General features: G+C 43.7%; 16 protein-coding genes. 9 read left to right on the forward strand and 7 right to left on the reverse strand.

Features of this window, described 5'->3' with window-relative positions; all coding sequences use genetic code 11:
- Positions 1-47: 47 nt before the first annotated feature.
- From ABD894_RS15175 to ABD894_RS15190, 4 genes are all read left to right on the forward strand, one after another.
- A complete protein-coding gene (locus tag ABD894_RS15175; protein ID WP_345211906.1) occupies positions 48-2,237 on the forward strand; it encodes a glycoside hydrolase family 32 protein in 2,190 nt (729 codons plus the stop codon).
- Between the two features lie 10 nt (positions 2,238-2,247).
- Entirely contained in the window at positions 2,248-3,462 is a 1,215-nt protein-coding gene (locus ABD894_RS15180; protein ID WP_345211907.1) for a glycosyl hydrolase family 28-related protein, read from the forward strand.
- 127 nt (positions 3,463-3,589) lie between these two features.
- Positions 3,590-5,503 carry a glycoside hydrolase family 32 protein gene (locus tag ABD894_RS15185; RefSeq protein WP_345211908.1) on the forward strand — a complete coding sequence of 638 codons (1,914 nt, stop codon included), beginning with the start codon at positions 3,590-3,592 and terminating at the stop codon, positions 5,501-5,503.
- Between the two features lie 541 nt (positions 5,504-6,044).
- Complete coding sequence (locus ABD894_RS15190) at positions 6,045-6,464, forward strand: DUF1810 domain-containing protein (protein WP_345211909.1); 420 nt, start codon at positions 6,045-6,047, stop codon at positions 6,462-6,464.
- Between the two features lie 1,367 nt (positions 6,465-7,831).
- Here the strand turns inward: ABD894_RS15190 and ABD894_RS15195 are convergent.
- Complete coding sequence (locus tag ABD894_RS15195) at positions 7,832-8,515, reverse strand: DUF421 domain-containing protein (protein ID WP_345211910.1); 684 nt, start codon at positions 8,513-8,515, stop codon at positions 7,832-7,834.
- A 595-nt stretch (positions 8,516-9,110) separates the two neighbouring features.
- Here ABD894_RS15195 and ABD894_RS15200 point away from each other — a divergent pair.
- The gene (locus ABD894_RS15200; RefSeq protein WP_345211911.1) at positions 9,111-9,641 is read left to right on the forward strand and encodes a 2'-5' RNA ligase family protein; all 531 of its coding nucleotides are present in this window, start codon (positions 9,111-9,113) and stop codon (positions 9,639-9,641) included.
- 35 nt (positions 9,642-9,676) lie between these two features.
- Here ABD894_RS15200 and ABD894_RS15205 read toward each other — a convergent pair whose 3' ends face one another.
- Positions 9,677-9,886 carry a hypothetical protein gene (locus ABD894_RS15205; protein ID WP_345211912.1) on the reverse strand — a complete coding sequence of 70 codons (210 nt, stop codon included), beginning with the start codon at positions 9,884-9,886 and terminating at the stop codon, positions 9,677-9,679.
- A 357-nt stretch (positions 9,887-10,243) separates the two neighbouring features.
- Between ABD894_RS15205 and ABD894_RS15210 the strand changes: the two genes are divergently transcribed.
- Genes ABD894_RS15210 through ABD894_RS15225 form a run of 4 tightly spaced genes read left to right on the forward strand, consistent with a single transcriptional unit; the run spans position 10,244 to position 14,186 of the window.
- Entirely contained in the window at positions 10,244-10,639 is a 396-nt protein-coding gene (locus ABD894_RS15210; RefSeq protein WP_345211913.1) for a DoxX family protein, read from the forward strand.
- A 38-nt stretch (positions 10,640-10,677) separates the two neighbouring features.
- The gene (gene fdhD / locus ABD894_RS15215; RefSeq protein ID WP_345211914.1) at positions 10,678-11,541 is read left to right on the forward strand and encodes a formate dehydrogenase accessory sulfurtransferase FdhD; all 864 of its coding nucleotides are present in this window, start codon (positions 10,678-10,680) and stop codon (positions 11,539-11,541) included.
- Positions 11,525-11,878: a DUF7009 family protein gene (locus tag ABD894_RS15220; protein ID WP_345211915.1), complete on the forward strand. Its 354-nt coding sequence runs from the start codon at positions 11,525-11,527 to the stop codon at positions 11,876-11,878. The genes fdhD and ABD894_RS15220 overlap by 17 nt, the downstream gene beginning before the upstream one ends.
- Position 11,879: 1 nt before the next feature.
- A complete protein-coding gene (locus tag ABD894_RS15225) occupies positions 11,880-14,186 on the forward strand; it encodes an FdhF/YdeP family oxidoreductase (RefSeq protein ID WP_345211916.1) in 2,307 nt (768 codons plus the stop codon).
- 114 nt (positions 14,187-14,300) lie between these two features.
- Here the strand turns inward: ABD894_RS15225 and ABD894_RS15230 are convergent, their stop codons facing one another.
- The 5 genes from ABD894_RS15230 to ABD894_RS15250 form a co-directional block, all read right to left on the reverse strand.
- Positions 14,301-14,684 carry a DoxX family protein gene (locus ABD894_RS15230; RefSeq protein ID WP_345211917.1) on the reverse strand — a complete coding sequence of 128 codons (384 nt, stop codon included), beginning with the start codon at positions 14,682-14,684 and terminating at the stop codon, positions 14,301-14,303.
- Between the two features lie 10 nt (positions 14,685-14,694).
- Entirely contained in the window at positions 14,695-15,633 is a 939-nt protein-coding gene (locus ABD894_RS15235; protein ID WP_345211918.1) for a zinc-binding dehydrogenase, read from the reverse strand.
- Between the two features lie 101 nt (positions 15,634-15,734).
- On the reverse strand, positions 15,735-16,319 hold the full coding sequence (locus ABD894_RS15240; RefSeq protein WP_345211919.1) for a Crp/Fnr family transcriptional regulator: 585 nt from the start codon (positions 16,317-16,319) through the stop codon (positions 15,735-15,737).
- 295 nt (positions 16,320-16,614) lie between these two features.
- Positions 16,615-16,863 (reverse strand): hypothetical protein, encoded by a 249-nt coding sequence (locus ABD894_RS15245; RefSeq protein ID WP_345211920.1) that lies wholly within the window; start codon positions 16,861-16,863, stop codon positions 16,615-16,617.
- 430 nt (positions 16,864-17,293) lie between these two features.
- Entirely contained in the window at positions 17,294-17,560 is a 267-nt protein-coding gene (locus ABD894_RS15250; protein ID WP_345211921.1) for a hypothetical protein, read from the reverse strand.
- Positions 17,561-17,785 lie beyond the last annotated feature (225 nt).

Below are 17,785 nucleotides of genomic sequence, written 5' to 3' on the forward strand. Positions count from 1 at the left end.
GCGCGGGAAACCGTGCCTGCTGTTTTTTATAACCAATTATAGTACCTATGAAACGAATAAAACTATTTGTACTTGGCGCCTCATGCCTTTTTTTTAACCAGAATATTTCCGCGCAGCACCTGTTTCATTTTGAGAAAAGCGATCTGAGTGATGACGGGAAACAAGAAAAAAAATTGTCCGTCGACTATCGCGGACGCAAAGCTGTTGCGGAAATAGTTCCCGCTTTGACAGGAAACGGTATGAGAACGGATGGCTATTCCACGGCTGTAAATGTCGGATTAAAACAAGTATTCGCACATGCGCCTTCTGTTTCAGGATATTTCGCGTTGGAGACGTATCCGACCGACACCGCGGCGTTTTTTTCGGTATCCAACAAAGAAGCGGGTAGCTGGATCAGCGCCTGTATCGATAAATTCGGTACGCCGATGATCGGTATCGGGTCCGCCGGTAATGTAAAATACTTTCCCGCCAACTTCAAAGTAAACAAATTCAGGTGGCTGCATATCGCTTTAAACGTCAGTAAAAATTCCGCCGAGCTATGGGTTAACGGCAAACGGGCCGGCCGGGCGGCAATAGATCAGGAAACCTATCTGTTAAGCGACACCCTGCGGATCGCAAGGGATACACGGCGCAAATTCAACCATGTTTTCCCGGTTACGGCGATAAATGGTATCGTTGACGAAATAACCCTGCAGGAGCAATCCTATTCATCAAAAAGCATAGCATTATTTCAGGTCAAAGGTATGGCCAAGGCGCCTGATCTTGGTGTGCCGTCCAGCCGTTTTGCAGGGGATTTCAATCGTCCGAAGTATCACCTGTTACCGGCAGCTAACTGGACGAATGAAACACACTCCCTTTTTCTTCATAATGGCGTGTACCATATTTTTAATCAAAAAAACGGAACCAATTTAACGCTTGACCAGATCAACTGGGGACACTATACCAGTAAAGATCTGGTGAGCTGGACAGAACAGGTGCCTGCGATCACCCCTGACCGGGACTACGATATGAAAGGTATCTGGTCGGGTCATGCCGTGAAAGACGAGAAGGGTACCCCCGTTCTTATCTACACGGGCGGCGGGAAGGATGCGTTCACATTCGATCTTGCCTATCCGGCCGACAGCTCTTTATTAACATGGGAGAAATACAGCGGAAACCCTGTAGTCAGCTCATCACCGGAGGAATTTGAGCGAAAAGACCCGCACGATCCTTATGTCTGGCGGGAGGGAAATGACTGGTATATGATCATCGGTTTCGGCGAGAAGGACGGTGAAAAACTGAAAGGTTCGCTGCTGCTCTATAAATCTAAGGACCTGAAGAAATGGACATACCTGCACCCTTTATTTACCGGCGATCCCGATAAAGATGATTCCGGTGTATTTTGGGAAATGCCTGTTTTTTGGAAGCTGAACGGAAAGTACATATTACTGGTCAACAAAGTGCCCTATAAAGGAAAGCCGGCTGTCGCATTATACTGGACGGGCGATTTCCGAAACGAAAAGTTCATTCCCGATTCCCCGGTGCCGAAGCGGCTGGAAGTCATCAACAGGCTGCTTTCACCGTCCGTTAATTTCGATGCGGATGGAAGAACAACAGCGATTGCCATTATTCCTGATGAAACAAGTGCCAGGGCTACGCAGTTGGCGGGCTGGACCCATTTATACAGCATACCAAGGGTTTGGTCACTAAAGAATGATACGATTTACCAGCGTCCGCACCCGGCACTCGAGACGTTGCGCGGGGAAGTGACACAACCGGCCGGTAAAACGGTCAGTCCGGGCGAGCCGTTCATTATCAGCTCGCAAAAACACCAGGTGGAAATCAGCGTCGACCTGACCCCCGGCGATGCAAAGCGTTTCGGCTTCCTGGTCGGGAAAAACCCGAACGGCAGCGAATTCAGCAAGATCTTTTTTGACCTGGAGAGCAACCAGCTGATCGTCGATCAGACCAAATCCACTCAGCGTAAATTTTATCCGCTTCAGGTTCGTAAAGGCGACTATAAGGTAGTTCGCGGTAAACCGATGAACCTGCGCCTGTTTATCGACGGGTCCGTCGTGGAAGGATTCATCGATAATAAGGAAGCATTTACCACGCGCCTGTTTCCCGCAGAAGCTGCAAGCAGCGACGTCGCCATCTATGCTGAAGAAGGAAGTATAAAGACCGGCAATATAAAAGTCTGGGATTTAAAATCCAGTCAAAACAAAACCAATTTCATCGTTCCCGTATCCGGGAAATAAATCAGATTCAATGAGAAGAATAGGGAGATATTTATTATTTGTTGCTTTACTGTCGTCGGCATTTAGCTGTAAAAAGGTTATTCAGGAAAAGATCTATGTGACCGAAGATAACGACACCAGCAGTCAGAAACTGCCTGAATATGTGATCACCAATTACGGTGCAAAGGGGGACGGCAAGACGGATTGTTCCGTCATTATCAATAATCTGATCAGCCGCCTGCCGGCCTCTGGCGGAACCATCGTTATACCTGATGGAGATTTTTTATTAAACAGCTCAATTATTGTTAACCGCAACTTTGTTACTATCCGAGGTTTAAATGCAGGGCTGCGGAGCAATGTCGACGTACCGCCATCCGGTATTATACCGCCGGGCGGCGGCAGTAAACTATTGCTCGGTACGGCTTCTATAGCTGTCAGCGTACCGGCGCTTCCGGATGTCAACGGCCGGAAAAACAGGGTGTCGGGATTAATTATTAAGAACCTGCTGATTTCAGGAGGAACGACAACAAAGGGTACCGGCATTAGCGTCGTGCAGGATAACGACGGCGTGCGTATCGAAGATTTTATCGGGATCAACCTGAATACGGGTATTTACCTGAACGCTGCCGATGCCGCCATTATCCGTTACTGCTGGATATCTGAATGCCGTAACAGCATAGAAATGCCTAACGGTATCCAAAACATGATCAGTAACTGTCAGCTGGGCGCACAGCCCGGCGGTATCACGGTAAAGCTGACTAACCAGGAGAACTTTATATTCACTGCTAATCATGTTTATCCGGACGGCGATGTGAACCTTCAGGTGAACAATTCGCGGTACGGAAATATATCGTCGAACAACTTCCAAAGTTATTACGTGGGGGTTGTCGAACTCAATAGCAGCAGCAACAACCTGATTAACGGTAATTTGACATGGATGAAGCTACCCGGGTCGCCGGGGAGACAATTACGTGGTCAGGATAATGATTACGGTGTTTTCAGGATCAACGGCGATTACAATATGGTCAGCAATAATACCATCAATTGCGACTGGGCAGCTTCCAGCGCGGACGCGGTAACCGTACGCTCGGAATCCGGGCTAAACAACAGATTTCAGAACATAAAGATCAGCGATACCCGCAGTCCGCGCGTATTTCTTGTCAACAGCGATTGCGAAATATTTAATTGTGTGCCGGCGCCGAAGGTTATTCAGGGAGATGCGTCGACAGTTTACATACAATATTGATTAAATCCTTCGGGACATCATTAAAAAAAAGATATCTATGAAAAATCTATCTGTTTTCCTAATCAGCATAAGCGTAGCCGCGCTATCGGTGCGGCCCGCACATAGTCAAAGCACTGACGGCAATGCGGTGGATACCGCGAATCTTTTCCGGGAATTACATCGCCCGCAATACCACCTCACACCGAAAACCGGCGGGCTTATCGATCCGACCGACCTGATCTACTATAAAGGCGAATACAGGGTCAACAACGGACTTGCCTCCAGTACCGACCTGATTAACTGGAAATTAGGCAAACGCGCCAGGTTATCCACCGATAAAGAGAGTCAGATGTCGGGCTCCGTCGTTTACGATAAAGATAACACGAGCGGTTTCGGCAAAAGCGGCAAAGGCCCGCTCGTCGCCATTTATTCCGGTCTGCAAAGGAGTAACCGCACGCAGTACCAGTGCATCGCTTATTCAAATGATGACGGTGCCAACTGGGAGATATATAACAGGAACCCGGTTATCGATCTGAATTCGACCGAGTTTCGTGACCCGCAGGTCTTTTGGCATGCGGATACAAAAAAATGGGTGATGGCGGTAGCCATGGCGGCACAGCAGAAGATCAGCTTTTACGGCTCAGCGAATCTTAAGGAATGGGAGCACCTGAGTGACTTCGGGCCGATGGGTGCCGTGAAGGGCGTCTGGGAATGCCCGGATATTTTTCCACTGTATGTGGACGGAAATAAGAACAATAAAAAATGGGTACTTGCAGTTTCAGTTCAGCCGCTTGCAGGACAATACTTCATTGGGAATTTCGACGGGAAAACGTTTAAAGCGGATAAGGAATTCGAATCGGCGCTTGGCAGGCTGAAAAGCGAAGAAGCCAGCAATCCGGGAGAGGTGCTCTTTGATTTCGAAAATGGTTTTGAAGGATGGAAAAACGAAGGAGATGCCTTTTCCGATAAACCGGAAACCGGGCCGGTCAACCTGCAGGGACCGGTTATCGGCTTTGAAGGTAAAAAGTTTGTGAACAGTTTTCACAACGGCGATAAGGGCGCGGGAAAACTGACCTCGCCGGATTTTACCATTAACAAAAACTATCTGAACTTCCTGCTGGGCGGTGGCGCGTATCCAAAAGACCTCCATGTCGACCTGCTGGTTGACGGGAAGATCGTGCGCACGATGAGTGGCGTCAATACGGAGGTTTTATACTGGAAGACATGGAACGTTGCCGAATTTGCCGGCAAAAAGGGGAGCATACAAATCGTTGATGAGGGTGACGGCGATTTTCGTCATATTCTCGCCGACCAGTTCACCTTATCCGACAAACCTGCCAGCACCGATTGGGAGAAAACCAGGTGGATCGATTACGGACCAGACTTCTATGCTGTGCGCTCATGGGTAGACAGTCCTGACGATTTGAATCACCGTACCTGGGTAGCCTGGCTGGGCAGCTGGTTGTATTTAAGGGAGATACCTACTTCGCCATGGCGGGGCGGACATACATTCCCGCGCTCGGTATCGCTGAGTTCTTTTCCGGATGGCATAAAGTTGATACAACAGCCTGTGGAAGCGATCGCAAAGCTTCGTACCGAACATTTCTCTTTAGAAAATAAAAAAGTTTCGGGCAACCATCGGATTCCTGGAGCGGCAAAATTGGAGAACACCTATGAATTGATTGCGGAGATCGATCTTGGTACGGCGACGGAAGTAGGTTTTACCATAGCCGGCAAGGGAGTTGAAAATACCGTATTATCTTATAAAGTAGCGACGGGTGAGCTTACGGTGGACCGCACGCATTCGGGTAATGTAGATTTCAGCCCTGCTTTCCCGGGTAAGTATACCGCTAAAGTCGATGCGGAGAACAGGAAATTAAAAATAAGGATGCTTGTCGACAGGTCTTTGATCGAAGTATTTGCCAACAGGGGAGAAGCCGCTATTACGAGCCAGATATTCCCATCAGCAGGAAGCAATGAACTGATTTTTTATGCCAGGCAAGGAAAAGCTACGCTTAACAAACTTGATCTATGGAAACTAAAATCAATTTGGAATAAATAACAGGCTTTGCATTTGAACTGTAGATCAATAAGTATTTGAAATCAAAGGTCAGACTTGCGCGATAGCCGTTGAGAAATAATATAAAGAACAACAAATCTCTTCACTATAATTGGTTTAATCTGGTAATAGCTCCTGCCCATCAGGAGCTTTACCTTTTTTCAATCAATAGTTTCAGTTGTAATTTAACACACCAAACTTTCATTGCCTTTATTAAATTCTTCTATCCACTGACCGTTTTGAAAAAATCGCCCTTGCCGGGAGTCGTAATCATACTACTCTCTAAGTAGAAACTGAAAGCAGATTCTATTCAAACCCTACTTAAATCAAAACCAGCTTTAGTGTGTTAAGGGTAAAAGGAGGAATTATACCCCGGCAGAACAGATATTATCCGCCATCTTATAAAACCAACCTCAAAAATAAGGGATAAGGCGACTGTGATCGCCCATGAGGTTTTGAATAACACAGGAAACGAAGGAGGATCGATTGCGACGGGTGAAACAGGTGCGGGCGTATTTTGCTAAGGAACACAAAAAAACAAAAGATGAATAACTATCCGGACCTGGATCGTTTTTTAAACGCGCAATACCGTGATTATGCAACAGCATTTACGGAAATCAAAAGCGGTCACAAAAAAGGCCATTGGATGTGGTATATTTTTCCCCAAGTAGACGGGCTTGGTTTCAGCAACATGGCGAAATATTATGCGATTAAAGGTCTGCCTGAAGCCAAAGCATTTCTCGCACACCCTATTCTCGGGCCCAGACTGGTGGCCATCAGCAAAGCTTTATTAACACGCAAAGGCGACAATGTCAGGGAAATAATGGGGGCGCCTGATGACCTGAAGCTGCGATCGTCGATGACATTATTTGCCTTTGTACCCGGGGCAGACCTTGTATTTAAAGCCGTCTTAGAGAAATACTATCTTGGTGAAAAGGATCAGGCCACCGTACAATTCATTTGAATTTTTTAGCGGAATTCAGGAATAAAGGGAAGGCTGTTCGTGTCCATTTGCTTTTAATTCGCTTCCAAAAATAGGGAGTTTATATAGAACATACGTTTAGGCGATCATTAACATTTCATGTGTAGCTAATTGTTCTTTTCATTCTTTCTTACTTGGCCAGTTCAATTATGAACGTTGAACATCTTCAATCTGCTATCAATTTCCTATTGCAGCATCTTGGCTTTAAGTTTCGAAAGTCATTTGGTTCATGTTAATTCGGTTTCGCCTTCAGGATACTAAGCATTAGAGTCAAATTTAATACAGCTACATAATCTTTCTATATTATTTTGCAGTTGCGGGCGTCATGGAAATAGCAAGGAAGTGCTTAGGTTAACCCTTATATATTTCCGGAATACCATTACTAATATCCTGCCCGTTATCTTCCAATTACTGATAGATACAAATAGTAACACCCGATCCCAACTTTTCCCAAACCATTTTTTTTGTTGTTCGTTAAAAGAGTTATAATGTTACCTTAAAAGATAGTGTCATGGTTGTTGCCCCTGCAATCGAAAATGAAAATCAGCTGGTGTGTCCTAAGTGTCAAGCTTTAGGCGTTAGAAGGATCCCGCGATCGCGTTTGGTCAAATTTATTCTTTCAGATAATATCAGGCGTTTTAAATGCTTCAAGTGCTTTTACTCATTTCACCGAAGAGTCAAGTAAGTGGAGTTCCTGAAGATAATACTATACATAGTGATTGTATGCCTTATCTATTTAATGTTTGAGGACCATCGTGACTAATTGCTGTCCCTGATATTATATAAGAAACTAACTTTTCCTTTTACATCTTTGTTAATTTTAGCATCAATTATCTGGGTAAAGCCATGTGTGGCTTGAAAATATGACCTTTTCACCGCGCAAAAATTACCGTTATTTTACTCTTTTATCTTAAAAAAAGCCCCCAAACACTCGCTGCCTGGGGACTTCAACCTAAACCTTATCGCGCAGTGTAGTTTGGATACGCTGCATTTCTAATATAGATTATGTTAAATTAAAACAACAATTTGTTTATCACTCAATAATCGAATTGTTTGGAATAATTTGATAAAAAAGCCTTAACCACCAAACCGGTTTTAAGGTCATATATTTAAAATTTAGGTTGTGATTAACTGACTTCGTAATTATAGTAAATCGTTCTATCAAAAGGGTAATTTAAAAATGTTGGTGATTGAATAAGTTTAAAGTATTATTTTGAATATGTTAATCAATTACCCGGGCAAAATCATTTTTGAGAACGAAAGTCACAACAAATTGAAGGCAGAATATTGATCCTTCCGGTGTTGTATATTTCGCGGTGATCATCGAAAGCTGCCGTGAAACCCTAAACCTAAGCGATCCGGCAAGTAGCGATGGCCTTCACCCATTCATCATGTCCGCAGCGTTCACAGGTGCAGTCCTGCTGTAGTGTTATGACATGACCGCAATAGGTGCAGGCGTAGTCGTCGCGTTTAGCGATGTTTTTCGATCGCTTAGCGTAAGGTTTGGGTAAAACGGGCAAACCCGGTTTGACCTCTTCGTCGCTGAAAAAGTAAAAACTGACCTGGCCGTTGGTTTCCAGTATAGCAGTACGCACCTGTCCGACATGTTCTATGCTGACCGCGCGCATTTCAGCGAAGAACTCGTCCTTAGCGAAGGTGGTATGGCTTTCTTCTTCCATGGTGAACATACCATCTTCGATAATATACATGGGATCACCCTCCAGGATACTTTCGATCTTTTCGTTCCGAGCGGCCAAATAAGTGATCAGGCGATAAATTCCCAGTATCAGGGCAAACACCAGCAAGGAGGGGAGGATGGCGACGTCCTTATTAAACATTGGGTCACCGGCGGCGGAACCCAACGCGATAATAATGGCGACCTCAAAGATGGTTAATTGCCGGACGCCTTTCTTTCCGGAAAGCCTTAATAGTAACAGCACAAACAGAAACATAAGGATCGTCCGCAGGGTAATTTCCAACGCGTAAGGTAGGTTTAGCTCATTAAAAAATATTTTTTGCCAGTCGAATTCCATAATAACGTGTTTTGCAATTCAACAGTGCAGCCGGCATATTGTTGCGTAAGAATTATTGGTTCAAGGAAAACCACGCTGCCTTTTTATAGGGTAGCAGCCAGATTGAAACCCTGACCCAATAAGCCTTTGAACAGCCGGCTGGTTTTATTTAACCACCGATTAACCTTGTGGATTGCAAAATCTTTCATGTTCAGGCCTAATTTACCCTTTACAAATAAAGTTGGTGATAGCGAACATTTGCGACAGTTCGGAGGTGCACCAGGGTACCCGGGGGAATCTGGATTTGTTTGCCGGTGGGATCCGGAAGTTTTCGGATCAGCGATCACGCCAAAGGTGTACAAGGCTTTTTAATTACCTGCGCCAAGCAGTAGATCCCTCATTAAAATGTACCTGGCTAGGAAGAGGATCGATCAAACGCAGTCTAAAAACACTTTTTACTTTTATTCGTTCTTCAAGTATACGTACAGGGAAAATTGAAACCTTCAAAGGTGTAAAGGAAAATCTGTCACGAAAAATTTGTGTGACCTCTGGAAAGTCGCTTAGCCGGCTCAAAAGACGTAAAAGGGTTGGAAGTGAGTATCTATTATTCAGAAAAATGTCGGCAACAGATAGAAATCCTTTGATATTGACCCTAAGAATGGATGCGCCAGGTCAGGCTTTCTTTGACCGCTTGCGCGACCGTTTTTTTCCTCCTGAACGCAATTTCCTCAAGGCGCACCTGACCTTGTTTCACCAGTTGCCGAACCGACCGGAGACCAGGGAACTCCTGTCCGGCCTTTTCATGGAACAATTTGAAATGACTGTCAGCAGCCTGCGGCATCTAGGCGCCGGCGTAGCGTATGCCATCGAATCAGCGGAATTACATCAGTTGCACCGGTTTTGTAGCCTGTATTTTGCGGCCGACCTGATCCCGCAGGACCGGCAACGATTCAGGCCGCACATCACAATCGAAAATAAAGTGTCTCCTGAAGCGTCCAGGCATTTACTGACCATTTTAAATAATACGTTTGCCCCGTTTATAGTACAGGCCATTGGCCTTGACCTGTGGGAATATCTCGGCGGCCCGTGGCAGCATAGGTTTGGCCATAATTTTAAAGTTTGCCATGATAAGCTAGACATGTCCTAATAAGGGCGTTTAAACCTGGCTTCGGTGGCTTCTTTTTACCCGTAAATAACTGCCACTACCGAATCGATCAAAGGCTGCGACATGTTCATCATATTTGATGCCGCATTTCGCCATCCTTCGTTGAATCTTTGAAATGTGTAGGGCGTTCCGTACATTGTAATTTTAACCTCAGCCGGCTTTTGGTCTACAACATAAAAATAGAAAATGCGGGTTTCCAACTGCGCGGCGAATCTGTCATTGCTCATGGCGTGCAAAGATATAATTGCTGAATAAAAAATAATCCATTGTGGATAAATGCAGAGACTTTACGGGATAACCGTCGACACCGGTTCGCTCATAGCTGGGGGGCATAAGGGACTTGGCTTGGCCAAAATACGGCAACCAGTAAGAAGTTGAAAAGCTGATTTGGCGTCTTTTTGGCTCAGATGAATATTTCTTAATACAAAGGGGCCAGGGATGGGTCCGGGGGTATCCGGTATTTTTTTTCTATTAAATAAGCTACCGTTATAATGCCGACTTTATAAGCACGGACTATTAACCATCTGATTAAGATACGTGCCTCCATATTGGAATAGTTATTGTCATTACTTTATAAAAAAATCATGAGCGGAAAAGATGTAAAATCAGTCGCAAGGATCTTATTAGGGGCGAACCTGATCTTAGCAGGTATCGGCCATTTGACCTTTGCAAGGAAAGGATTTCAGGCTCAGGTACCCAATTGGGTACCGTTGGCAAAAGATGACACTGTTATATATTCAGGAATAGTCGAAATTGCTTTAGGCAGTGCTATTGCATTTGCCCCTGAAAGCTATCGTTCGGTTATCGGTAAGATAGCTGCTGCGTTCTTTGTCGCTGTATATCCCGGAAATATCGCCCAATATACCCATAGGCGTAGTGCGCTAGGACTGAACACTGATAGCAAAAGATTGAGCAGGTTATTTTTTCAACCGGCTCTGATATATTGGGCATTAAAAAGTACCGGTAATAGTAATAATTGACAATTGGAATTCTTTAAATTTAAAGAAATATCGTTATCGTGAATAAACAGGTGAAGCAGCTTAGTATTTCAAAGATCGTTGGTGAACGCAGCATAATTTCCGACGATATTCTCGCTGTCGAGGAGCCGTTGGAGATACGGCTTGATTTCGGCCCGGTAACTGACAGGACTGTCAAGAATATTTCGGTCACCATGCGCACACCGGGAAACGATATGGAACTCGCCATGGGCTTCTTATTCACCGAGGGCATAGTTAAAAGTTTTGATGAGATCACTGAGGTGTTTCATCCGATTGCCCTTTGCCAAACCAATACAGGAAACGTGATACAGGTCAGCTTAAAAACCGGTACTGAGCCAGCGCTGCAAAACAGCGAAAGAAATTTTTATACTACATCCAGTTGTGGCATATGCGGTAAGGCTTCCATCAATGCGATCAGGACCACAGGTGCGACCATTATTAATTCGGACAAGCTAACGATCAGTAGTGAGTTGTTGCATCGCCTGCCTCAATTGTTAAAGCAACAACAGGCGGTCTTTGAGGAGACCGGCGGTTTACATGCCGCCGCTTTATTTGATAACAGTGGCCACTTGCTATTAGTAAGAGAAGATGTCGGAAGACATAATGCCCTGGATAAATTGATAGGCGCTGCGCTTACAAAAAACAGGATGCCATTGGATTACCAGATATTATTATTAAGCGGTCGTGCAAGCTTTGAGCTAATTCAGAAAGCGATAATGGCAGGCATCAGGATCATAGCTTCAGTAGGTGCTCCATCCAGCCTTGCGGTCGAACTTGCCGAAGAGTTTGGTGTTAGCCTTATTGGTTTTTTGCGCGATGGTCGTTTCAATATCTATACTTCACCACACAGAGTTTTACTACCAGCACATGAAAATACGTATTAAAGGGAATACCCTGCGCTATCGCCTGACCAGGTCAGAAGTAATTGCCTTAAGTCAAAACGGAAAACTAACCGATCAGACAGAATTTATAGGCAACACGCTAAGCTACTCAGTACAACGATCCGGAGAGGAGGCTATGTCTGCTGATTTTAACCATAATACGATATCCTTATATATTCCCGACAAAAAGCTTCAGCAATGGGCTTCGACTGACACGGTTGGTTTGGAAAATACCTGGAACGGAATTTACCTGCTGATCGAAAAGGATTTTAAATGTATTGACGGCGACGTTAGTGAAGATCAATCGGACTATTTCGAAAACCCGCATATTACCTGCTGAGATGGAAAAGAAAATACCCTCGGAACAAAACCCGGTGTCACCTGCCAAAGTTAAGCGTTCTACACCGGAAGATACCGCGGCGGGGGTCGAAGCGGTCGTGGTGTCGTTCGCTCACGTCTTACAGGAAGCCAATATTTTCAGGGCAAATTTAGCCCTGCTCAGATTAAATCAAAAAGGAGGTTTCGACTGTCCGTCCTGTGCCTGGCCCGATCCGGACGATGATCGGTCCGCTGTCGCCGAATATTGTGAAAGCGGCGCTAAGGCTGTTGCCGAAGAAATTACCACCAAAAGTTTAAAGGCGGATTTCTTCACAGAAAACTCCGTCTATGATTTGTCTTTGCTTGACGACTTTCATATAGGGAAACAGGGGCGCATTGCGCAGCCCATGTACCTGCCAGAAGGTGGTACACATTACCGGCCTGTCAGCTGGGATGACGCTTTTAAAAAGATCGGCGCTAAACTCAATGGGTTAGTTGATCCTGATAAGGCGATTTTCTATACTTCAGGCAGGACCAGTAATGAAGCTGCCTTTGTCTATCAGTTATTTGCAAGGGAATTTGGCACCAATAATTTACCGGATTGTTCCAACATGTGCCACGAATCTACCAGCGTAGCCCTTAAAAAACAATGTGGCCTTGGAAAAGCGTCTATCAAACTAGATGATCTTTACCAGGCGGAAGTCATCATTATCATCGGACAAAATCCTGGAACCAATGCGCCGAGAATGCTATCAGCGCTGCGCAAAGGAAAAGAAAATGGCGCAAAGATCGTTGCGATCAACCCTATGCGTGAAACAGGGCTGATCGGTTTTTCAGATCCACAAAAGATCAAGGGCATCCTGCATATTGATACCAAAATAGCGGACCTTTACCTTAAACCCAAAACAAACAGTGACCAGGCTTTACTTAAAGCCATGGCGAAAATGTTATGGGAAGAAGAGCGGAAAACACCCGGTACGGTGTTTGATCACCAGTTCATAGAGCAGCACACGACCGGCTACCGGGAATTGCTGGCCGATCTGGAGAAACAAGACCTTGATGATCTTTTAAATTATTGCTGTATTTCGAAAGATGAAATACAAGTGCTCATCAACCTGATCAAGCATAAAACCAAAATCGTTTTTTGCTGGGCTATGGGTATCACGCAACACAAAAATGCAGTGAATACCATCTATGATATTGTGAATATATTACTTTTAAAAGGGAGTATTGGTAAACCTGGCGCCGGAACCTGTCCTGTTCGCGGGCATAGTAATGTTCAGGGGGACCGCACTGTTGGTATCTGGGATAAACCTGAGCCTGCCATGCTGGATAAACTGAAGGATATTTACGGATTTGAACCCCCGCGCGAAAACGGGTATGATGTTGTAAAGGCGGTCAAAGCTATGCATGGAAATGATGCCAGTGTATTTTTCGCATTGGGAGGCAATTTCCTTTCGGCTACGCCGGACACTAATTATTCCGCAGAGGCCATGCGCCGGTGTGACCTCACCGTCCATGTCAGTACCAAGCTGAACCGCAGCCACCTGGTGCACGGAAAAGAAGCACTGATCTTACCTTGCTTAAGCCGTTCTGATAAAGATATTCATGACGGGAAGGAGCATTTTGTATCCACTGAAGGAACTACTGGTGTAGTGCAGTCATCCAGAGGAGTCCTTAAACCTGTGTCAGAAGATCTGCTAAGTGAAGTCCAAATCATTTGCCGGCTGGCGAAAGCGACTTTTGGTAAAAAAAGCAAAGTAGACTGGGATTTGTTTGAGCAAAACTATGATGCCATCAGGGATGATATCGGGAAGGTGGTCAAAGGATTTGATAATTATAACGAACGGATAAGAGTTAAAGGCGGCTTTTACCTGCCTAATGGGCCGCGCGAGCAAAAATTTGATACAGAAGTTGGCAAAGCTTATTTTATGGTCACCCCGCTTGAAAAATTGGTGATAAATGAAGGTGAGCTGATCATGATGAGCATTCGGAGTCACAACCAATTCAACACAACAATATACGGTTTGAAAGACCGTTACCGCGGTGTGGACAATCAGCGCCGGGTCGTATTCATGAATGAACACGATATGAAGCGGCAAGGCTTAAAAACTAATGATGTCGTAGACATCATCAGTAATTATAATGACGTAGTGCGTGTAGCTCCGAAATTTGTTGTCATCGCCTATGATATAGCAGAGCATTGCGTAGCTACATACTACCCGGAAACGAATGTATTGATTCCGGTAGATCACACCGCCGACGGGAGCAACCAGCCTGCGTCAAAATCTGTTATCGTAACGTTGAAACTAACGTATAATGATCATTAGGTTAAAAAAACTGTCTTGATGGACCTGTGGATTATGAATGAGTACTACATCAAACGATGCCGGTTTCCGGTCTTTTTTGTAATTAATCTACGATTTAAAATAGTTGGATGACGATCATACAATCCACCTTAGATCCACTTTTTGCAGCCTGTGATAAGTGACGTAGGAAATCAGCAAAAAAGATAAAGCGATTAGGGCTGAAATTAAATAACCTATAGGATCGCCAGTTGCAACATGGGCAATCAAACCGGAAATTACGGTAAACGCAAATCCTGCATATGCCCATTCTTTCAAGGCACCCTTGAACCATGGTATAAGCAATACCAATGCTCCAAGCGTTTTAGCAATAGCAAGCTCCACACGAAAGTAATCAGGGAAGCCAAGTTGCCTGCAGAGTACTTTTGCCTCATCATTTGTAAGATAAGCCCTTGCATTTAATAACATCCAAAGACTAAACATAAGTGTAAATAACCAATACAGGATTTTGATATTTTTCATGGTTAAGAGATCATAAGGTGACGACCAGACGTTTGCCCCCAGGTATATCGAGGTTCCATAAGCTGCTAATATCTGTTATCGGGACCTGCATCGTTTCGACCACTAATTTACCCTCGGCAGCGAGCGCGAACATTTCCGGAAGAATTGACGAAAACAGTTCTGCTATTTGTTCCCTGCTCCATGAGCCAAGACCAGAACCTGTCAACTGTATATCGGTGCTGCGTAAGCACGCTGCTGATAAATTAATGAGATCACCTGCCATACTACCTATGGAAATGTAGCGGGTACGGTTGGTAAAGCCGCCATCGCCTTTAAATGCGGTAAAGATCAGTTCAGCTGTACGTCCCCATAGATAATCAATCACAATATTTATCGGCGTTGCGTGATGAAGATTCCGTATAGTGGTTAGAAATTCGTCATCGCTCAGCAAAATCGAAACTCCTTCGTCGGCTCCCAGGTCAAGCAAGTCTACCAGCGACTGTTTGTTCCTGCCGGTTACTATGATCCTGCTGGCGCCATAATACCTGGCAATTTGTACAGCAACCCTTCCGGTAAAGCCGGTCGCACCGTTAATCAGCACTACATCGCCGGGTGATATATTCGCTTTGAATTTCAATCCCATAGCCGCACCGAAAACAGCGTTGGGTAATGCTGCCGCCGTAGCATCGTCGACGCCATCCGGCACTTCTACATATCGTCCCTTTTCAATGGTCGCCTGTTCCGCCAGCATGCCACTTACCCCGATGGCGTATACACGTGATCCGTTTGCCATGAGACAAACCCCATCGCCGCCAATAACCTTACCGCCTCCTCGCTGCCCGGAACTTGCATAATGTGTACCGCTGGCCACACCCTTATCAAAATGTTTAATGGCAACGGCCTTCACATTTACTAATATCTCATTTTCGTTTTGAGGTTCCGGATTCGGGACATCATTGTATTGTGGCAATTCACCTTTTCCATAAATTACTGCTGCTTTCATGTCATTGATTTTTATTAGACAAAGTTGCAGCATCCGGGAAGTCAGGGCAATAACATATGTTATCAAGTTCAAAAATGCAGATTTCCTTTAGCCAGTTTGCTTTTTATACGGCTGAGATGAACGGTACTTACCCCCAGATATGATGCAATATAACGCTGACTAACCCGCTGAATGATATGAGGTCGTTCATTTAATAGGCGCAGGTAGCGTTGTTCAGGTGTATCCCGTATAAAAGAAATGAATTCACCTGAATAGTGTGTCAGTCTGCGTGCCGTAATTTTCATGAACATCATCACAAAATCTTTTTCATGTGTCAGTTCTTCCAATAATTGTATAGCGTGCTTTTTTGAGAGGAGATAAACTACCGAGGGTTCAATTGTTTCTATCGTGTACGGGCTTGGTATGTTATTAATAAAACTATCCAAGGAACTTAGTCCTTCTTCTTCAAAAAAAAATTGTACAGTGGTTTCTTTCCCATTGTTGTTGAAGTAGGTACGAAGGCAGCCCTTCTCTATATAAATAGCGTATTGTGAGATAATGCCTTCATCAAGAACCTTTGTCCTCGCTGGCATTTCTAAACGTTTCTGCAAAGGCAGGTAACGATCCCAGTAGGAGTTCAAGTGAGGAAACTGTTTCTGAAACTGGAAAATCATTGGCCTGAAGTTTATGAAATACGAATGTCAGCTTTTGATTACCATTTACAAAACAATTGAGTAATCCATGATGACTTTGGAAGACTATAGACTATTTCTACCTGCTAGTAATGGTTGGAGCCGCAATAGGACTAAAGTCGAACTATTTTTTTTCGAAGATTAGAGATATTATAAATTTTTTATTCAATCTTTTTTTATTTTAGAAATGTTTATCAACACAAGACTTAATTTTTTCAATAGAATCAATCCGCAAGCAGCGAGTGCTTTGAAGATTTTATTACTTCAATGCCATCATCTATTTAGCAATTCTCAACGACCTGTGATGCTTGTTATTCCATAACGTGAATCTAAGATCATACTCACGATGTTTTAGTTTTGCCGTAGCATCAAATACTTTTTCTGAAACAAGTTTGAAAGTCTCGTTAAAGTCATCATCATCTGACACTTTAATAATAATGACGCCGTTACTTAAAACCATTAAATACCTATAATCAGACATTTCATTTTTCAGATATTCCAAAATCAATTGTAAATAATCACTCATAACTCCATCATTTTTTTCAAGAAAAAGCAATAACTAATCCTTTCTTTTAGAAGTGATTAGCCTTGAAGCTTCTTTGTCTATAATAGTAAAGTGACGATAAGTAAAATCAACCACATTGAAATACTTCAAATCGAGTTTTGGAAACTTACTATAAGTTTGACACCACCTTCTTTTACGGTAAAAGAGTGGTCTATTGGGCTGAAAATGGCTGAATTTCCTTCATGTTCCCGTTCTCCATTAAGGATATCTTCAAATAAGTTTAGGTGTGATTCCATTATATCGTTTAGGCGAAACATTAAGCTTATTTAAAATAACTAATGCTTTTATAAGATACAATTAGAAAATGTATCGGTTGGTGAACGAGGTTAAATTTCTACGGATGGGCAATAAATTGGTGCAACGATTACCGTGATATAATTCGCTAAACATGTTAAGTTCCTGCGAAGATTCTTGTGAAGTTGAACCTATTAGAATCTATTCCGTTTTGGATGACTAAATTTCTGTAATCGCAACTTAAAACCTTTCCACATATTATGTTCATCAACGGTAAAGTAATCAACAGATCGGGAGTATCTACCTCGATTATGCAGTGAGGGTCAACGTTGTCAAGTTTTTCAGGGGTTAAAGAAATTATTTGACCGTAAGCATTTTGCCACTCTCCAATCAAAAGTTCTGTAAGATTAAATTTGGCCATCATATAATTAATACGTTAATATCTTTATTAAGTTTATACTATACCAATTAGTTAGCGAAGATAATTCTTATTAGGTGAATTTTAAAGCAATATTTGTATATGATAGCTGCATCTACTGTGAATAACTTATCTTAGTTCTGTTGTAAATCAACATTTAAAAATTTAATAGGTTGAATCCCCAAGCAGCGAGTGTTTGGGGATTCTATTTTTCAATGCGTTTGTCTTTTT

Source organism: Mucilaginibacter gynuensis (genome assembly GCF_039541195.1).
GTDB classification, from domain to species: Bacteria; Bacteroidota; Bacteroidia; order Sphingobacteriales; family Sphingobacteriaceae; genus Mucilaginibacter; species Mucilaginibacter gynuensis.

What these genes read in the sequence shown, in the direction of transcription:
- ABD894_RS15205 (WP_345211912.1), bottom strand. Translation starts at nt 9,886, where the DNA reads ATGAGCAATGACAGATTCGCCGCGCAGTTGGAAACCCGCATTTTCTAT.
- ABD894_RS15180 (WP_345211907.1), top strand. Translation starts at nt 2,248, where the DNA reads ATGAGAAGAATAGGGAGATATTTATTATTTGTTGCTTTACTGTCGTCG.
- ABD894_RS15195 (WP_345211910.1), bottom strand. Translation starts at nt 8,515, where the DNA reads ATGGAATTCGACTGGCAAAAAATATTTTTTAATGAGCTAAACCTACCT.
- ABD894_RS15245 (WP_345211920.1), bottom strand. Translation starts at nt 16,863, where the DNA reads ATGAGTGATTATTTACAATTGATTTTGGAATATCTGAAAAATGAAATG.
- ABD894_RS15240 (WP_345211919.1), bottom strand. Translation starts at nt 16,319, where the DNA reads ATGATTTTCCAGTTTCAGAAACAGTTTCCTCACTTGAACTCCTACTGG.
- ABD894_RS15250 (WP_345211921.1), bottom strand. Translation starts at nt 17,560, where the DNA reads ATGATGGCCAAATTTAATCTTACAGAACTTTTGATTGGAGAGTGGCAA.
- ABD894_RS15200 (WP_345211911.1), top strand. Translation starts at nt 9,111, where the DNA reads ATGTCGGCAACAGATAGAAATCCTTTGATATTGACCCTAAGAATGGAT.
- ABD894_RS15225 (WP_345211916.1), top strand. Translation starts at nt 11,880, where the DNA reads ATGGAAAAGAAAATACCCTCGGAACAAAACCCGGTGTCACCTGCCAAA.
- ABD894_RS15190 (WP_345211909.1), top strand. Translation starts at nt 6,045, where the DNA reads ATGAATAACTATCCGGACCTGGATCGTTTTTTAAACGCGCAATACCGT.
- ABD894_RS15230 (WP_345211917.1), bottom strand. Translation starts at nt 14,684, where the DNA reads ATGAAAAATATCAAAATCCTGTATTGGTTATTTACACTTATGTTTAGT.
- ABD894_RS15220 (WP_345211915.1), top strand. Translation starts at nt 11,525, where the DNA reads ATGAAAATACGTATTAAAGGGAATACCCTGCGCTATCGCCTGACCAGG.
- ABD894_RS15210 (WP_345211913.1), top strand. Translation starts at nt 10,244, where the DNA reads ATGAGCGGAAAAGATGTAAAATCAGTCGCAAGGATCTTATTAGGGGCG.
- ABD894_RS15175 (WP_345211906.1), top strand. Translation starts at nt 48, where the DNA reads ATGAAACGAATAAAACTATTTGTACTTGGCGCCTCATGCCTTTTTTTT.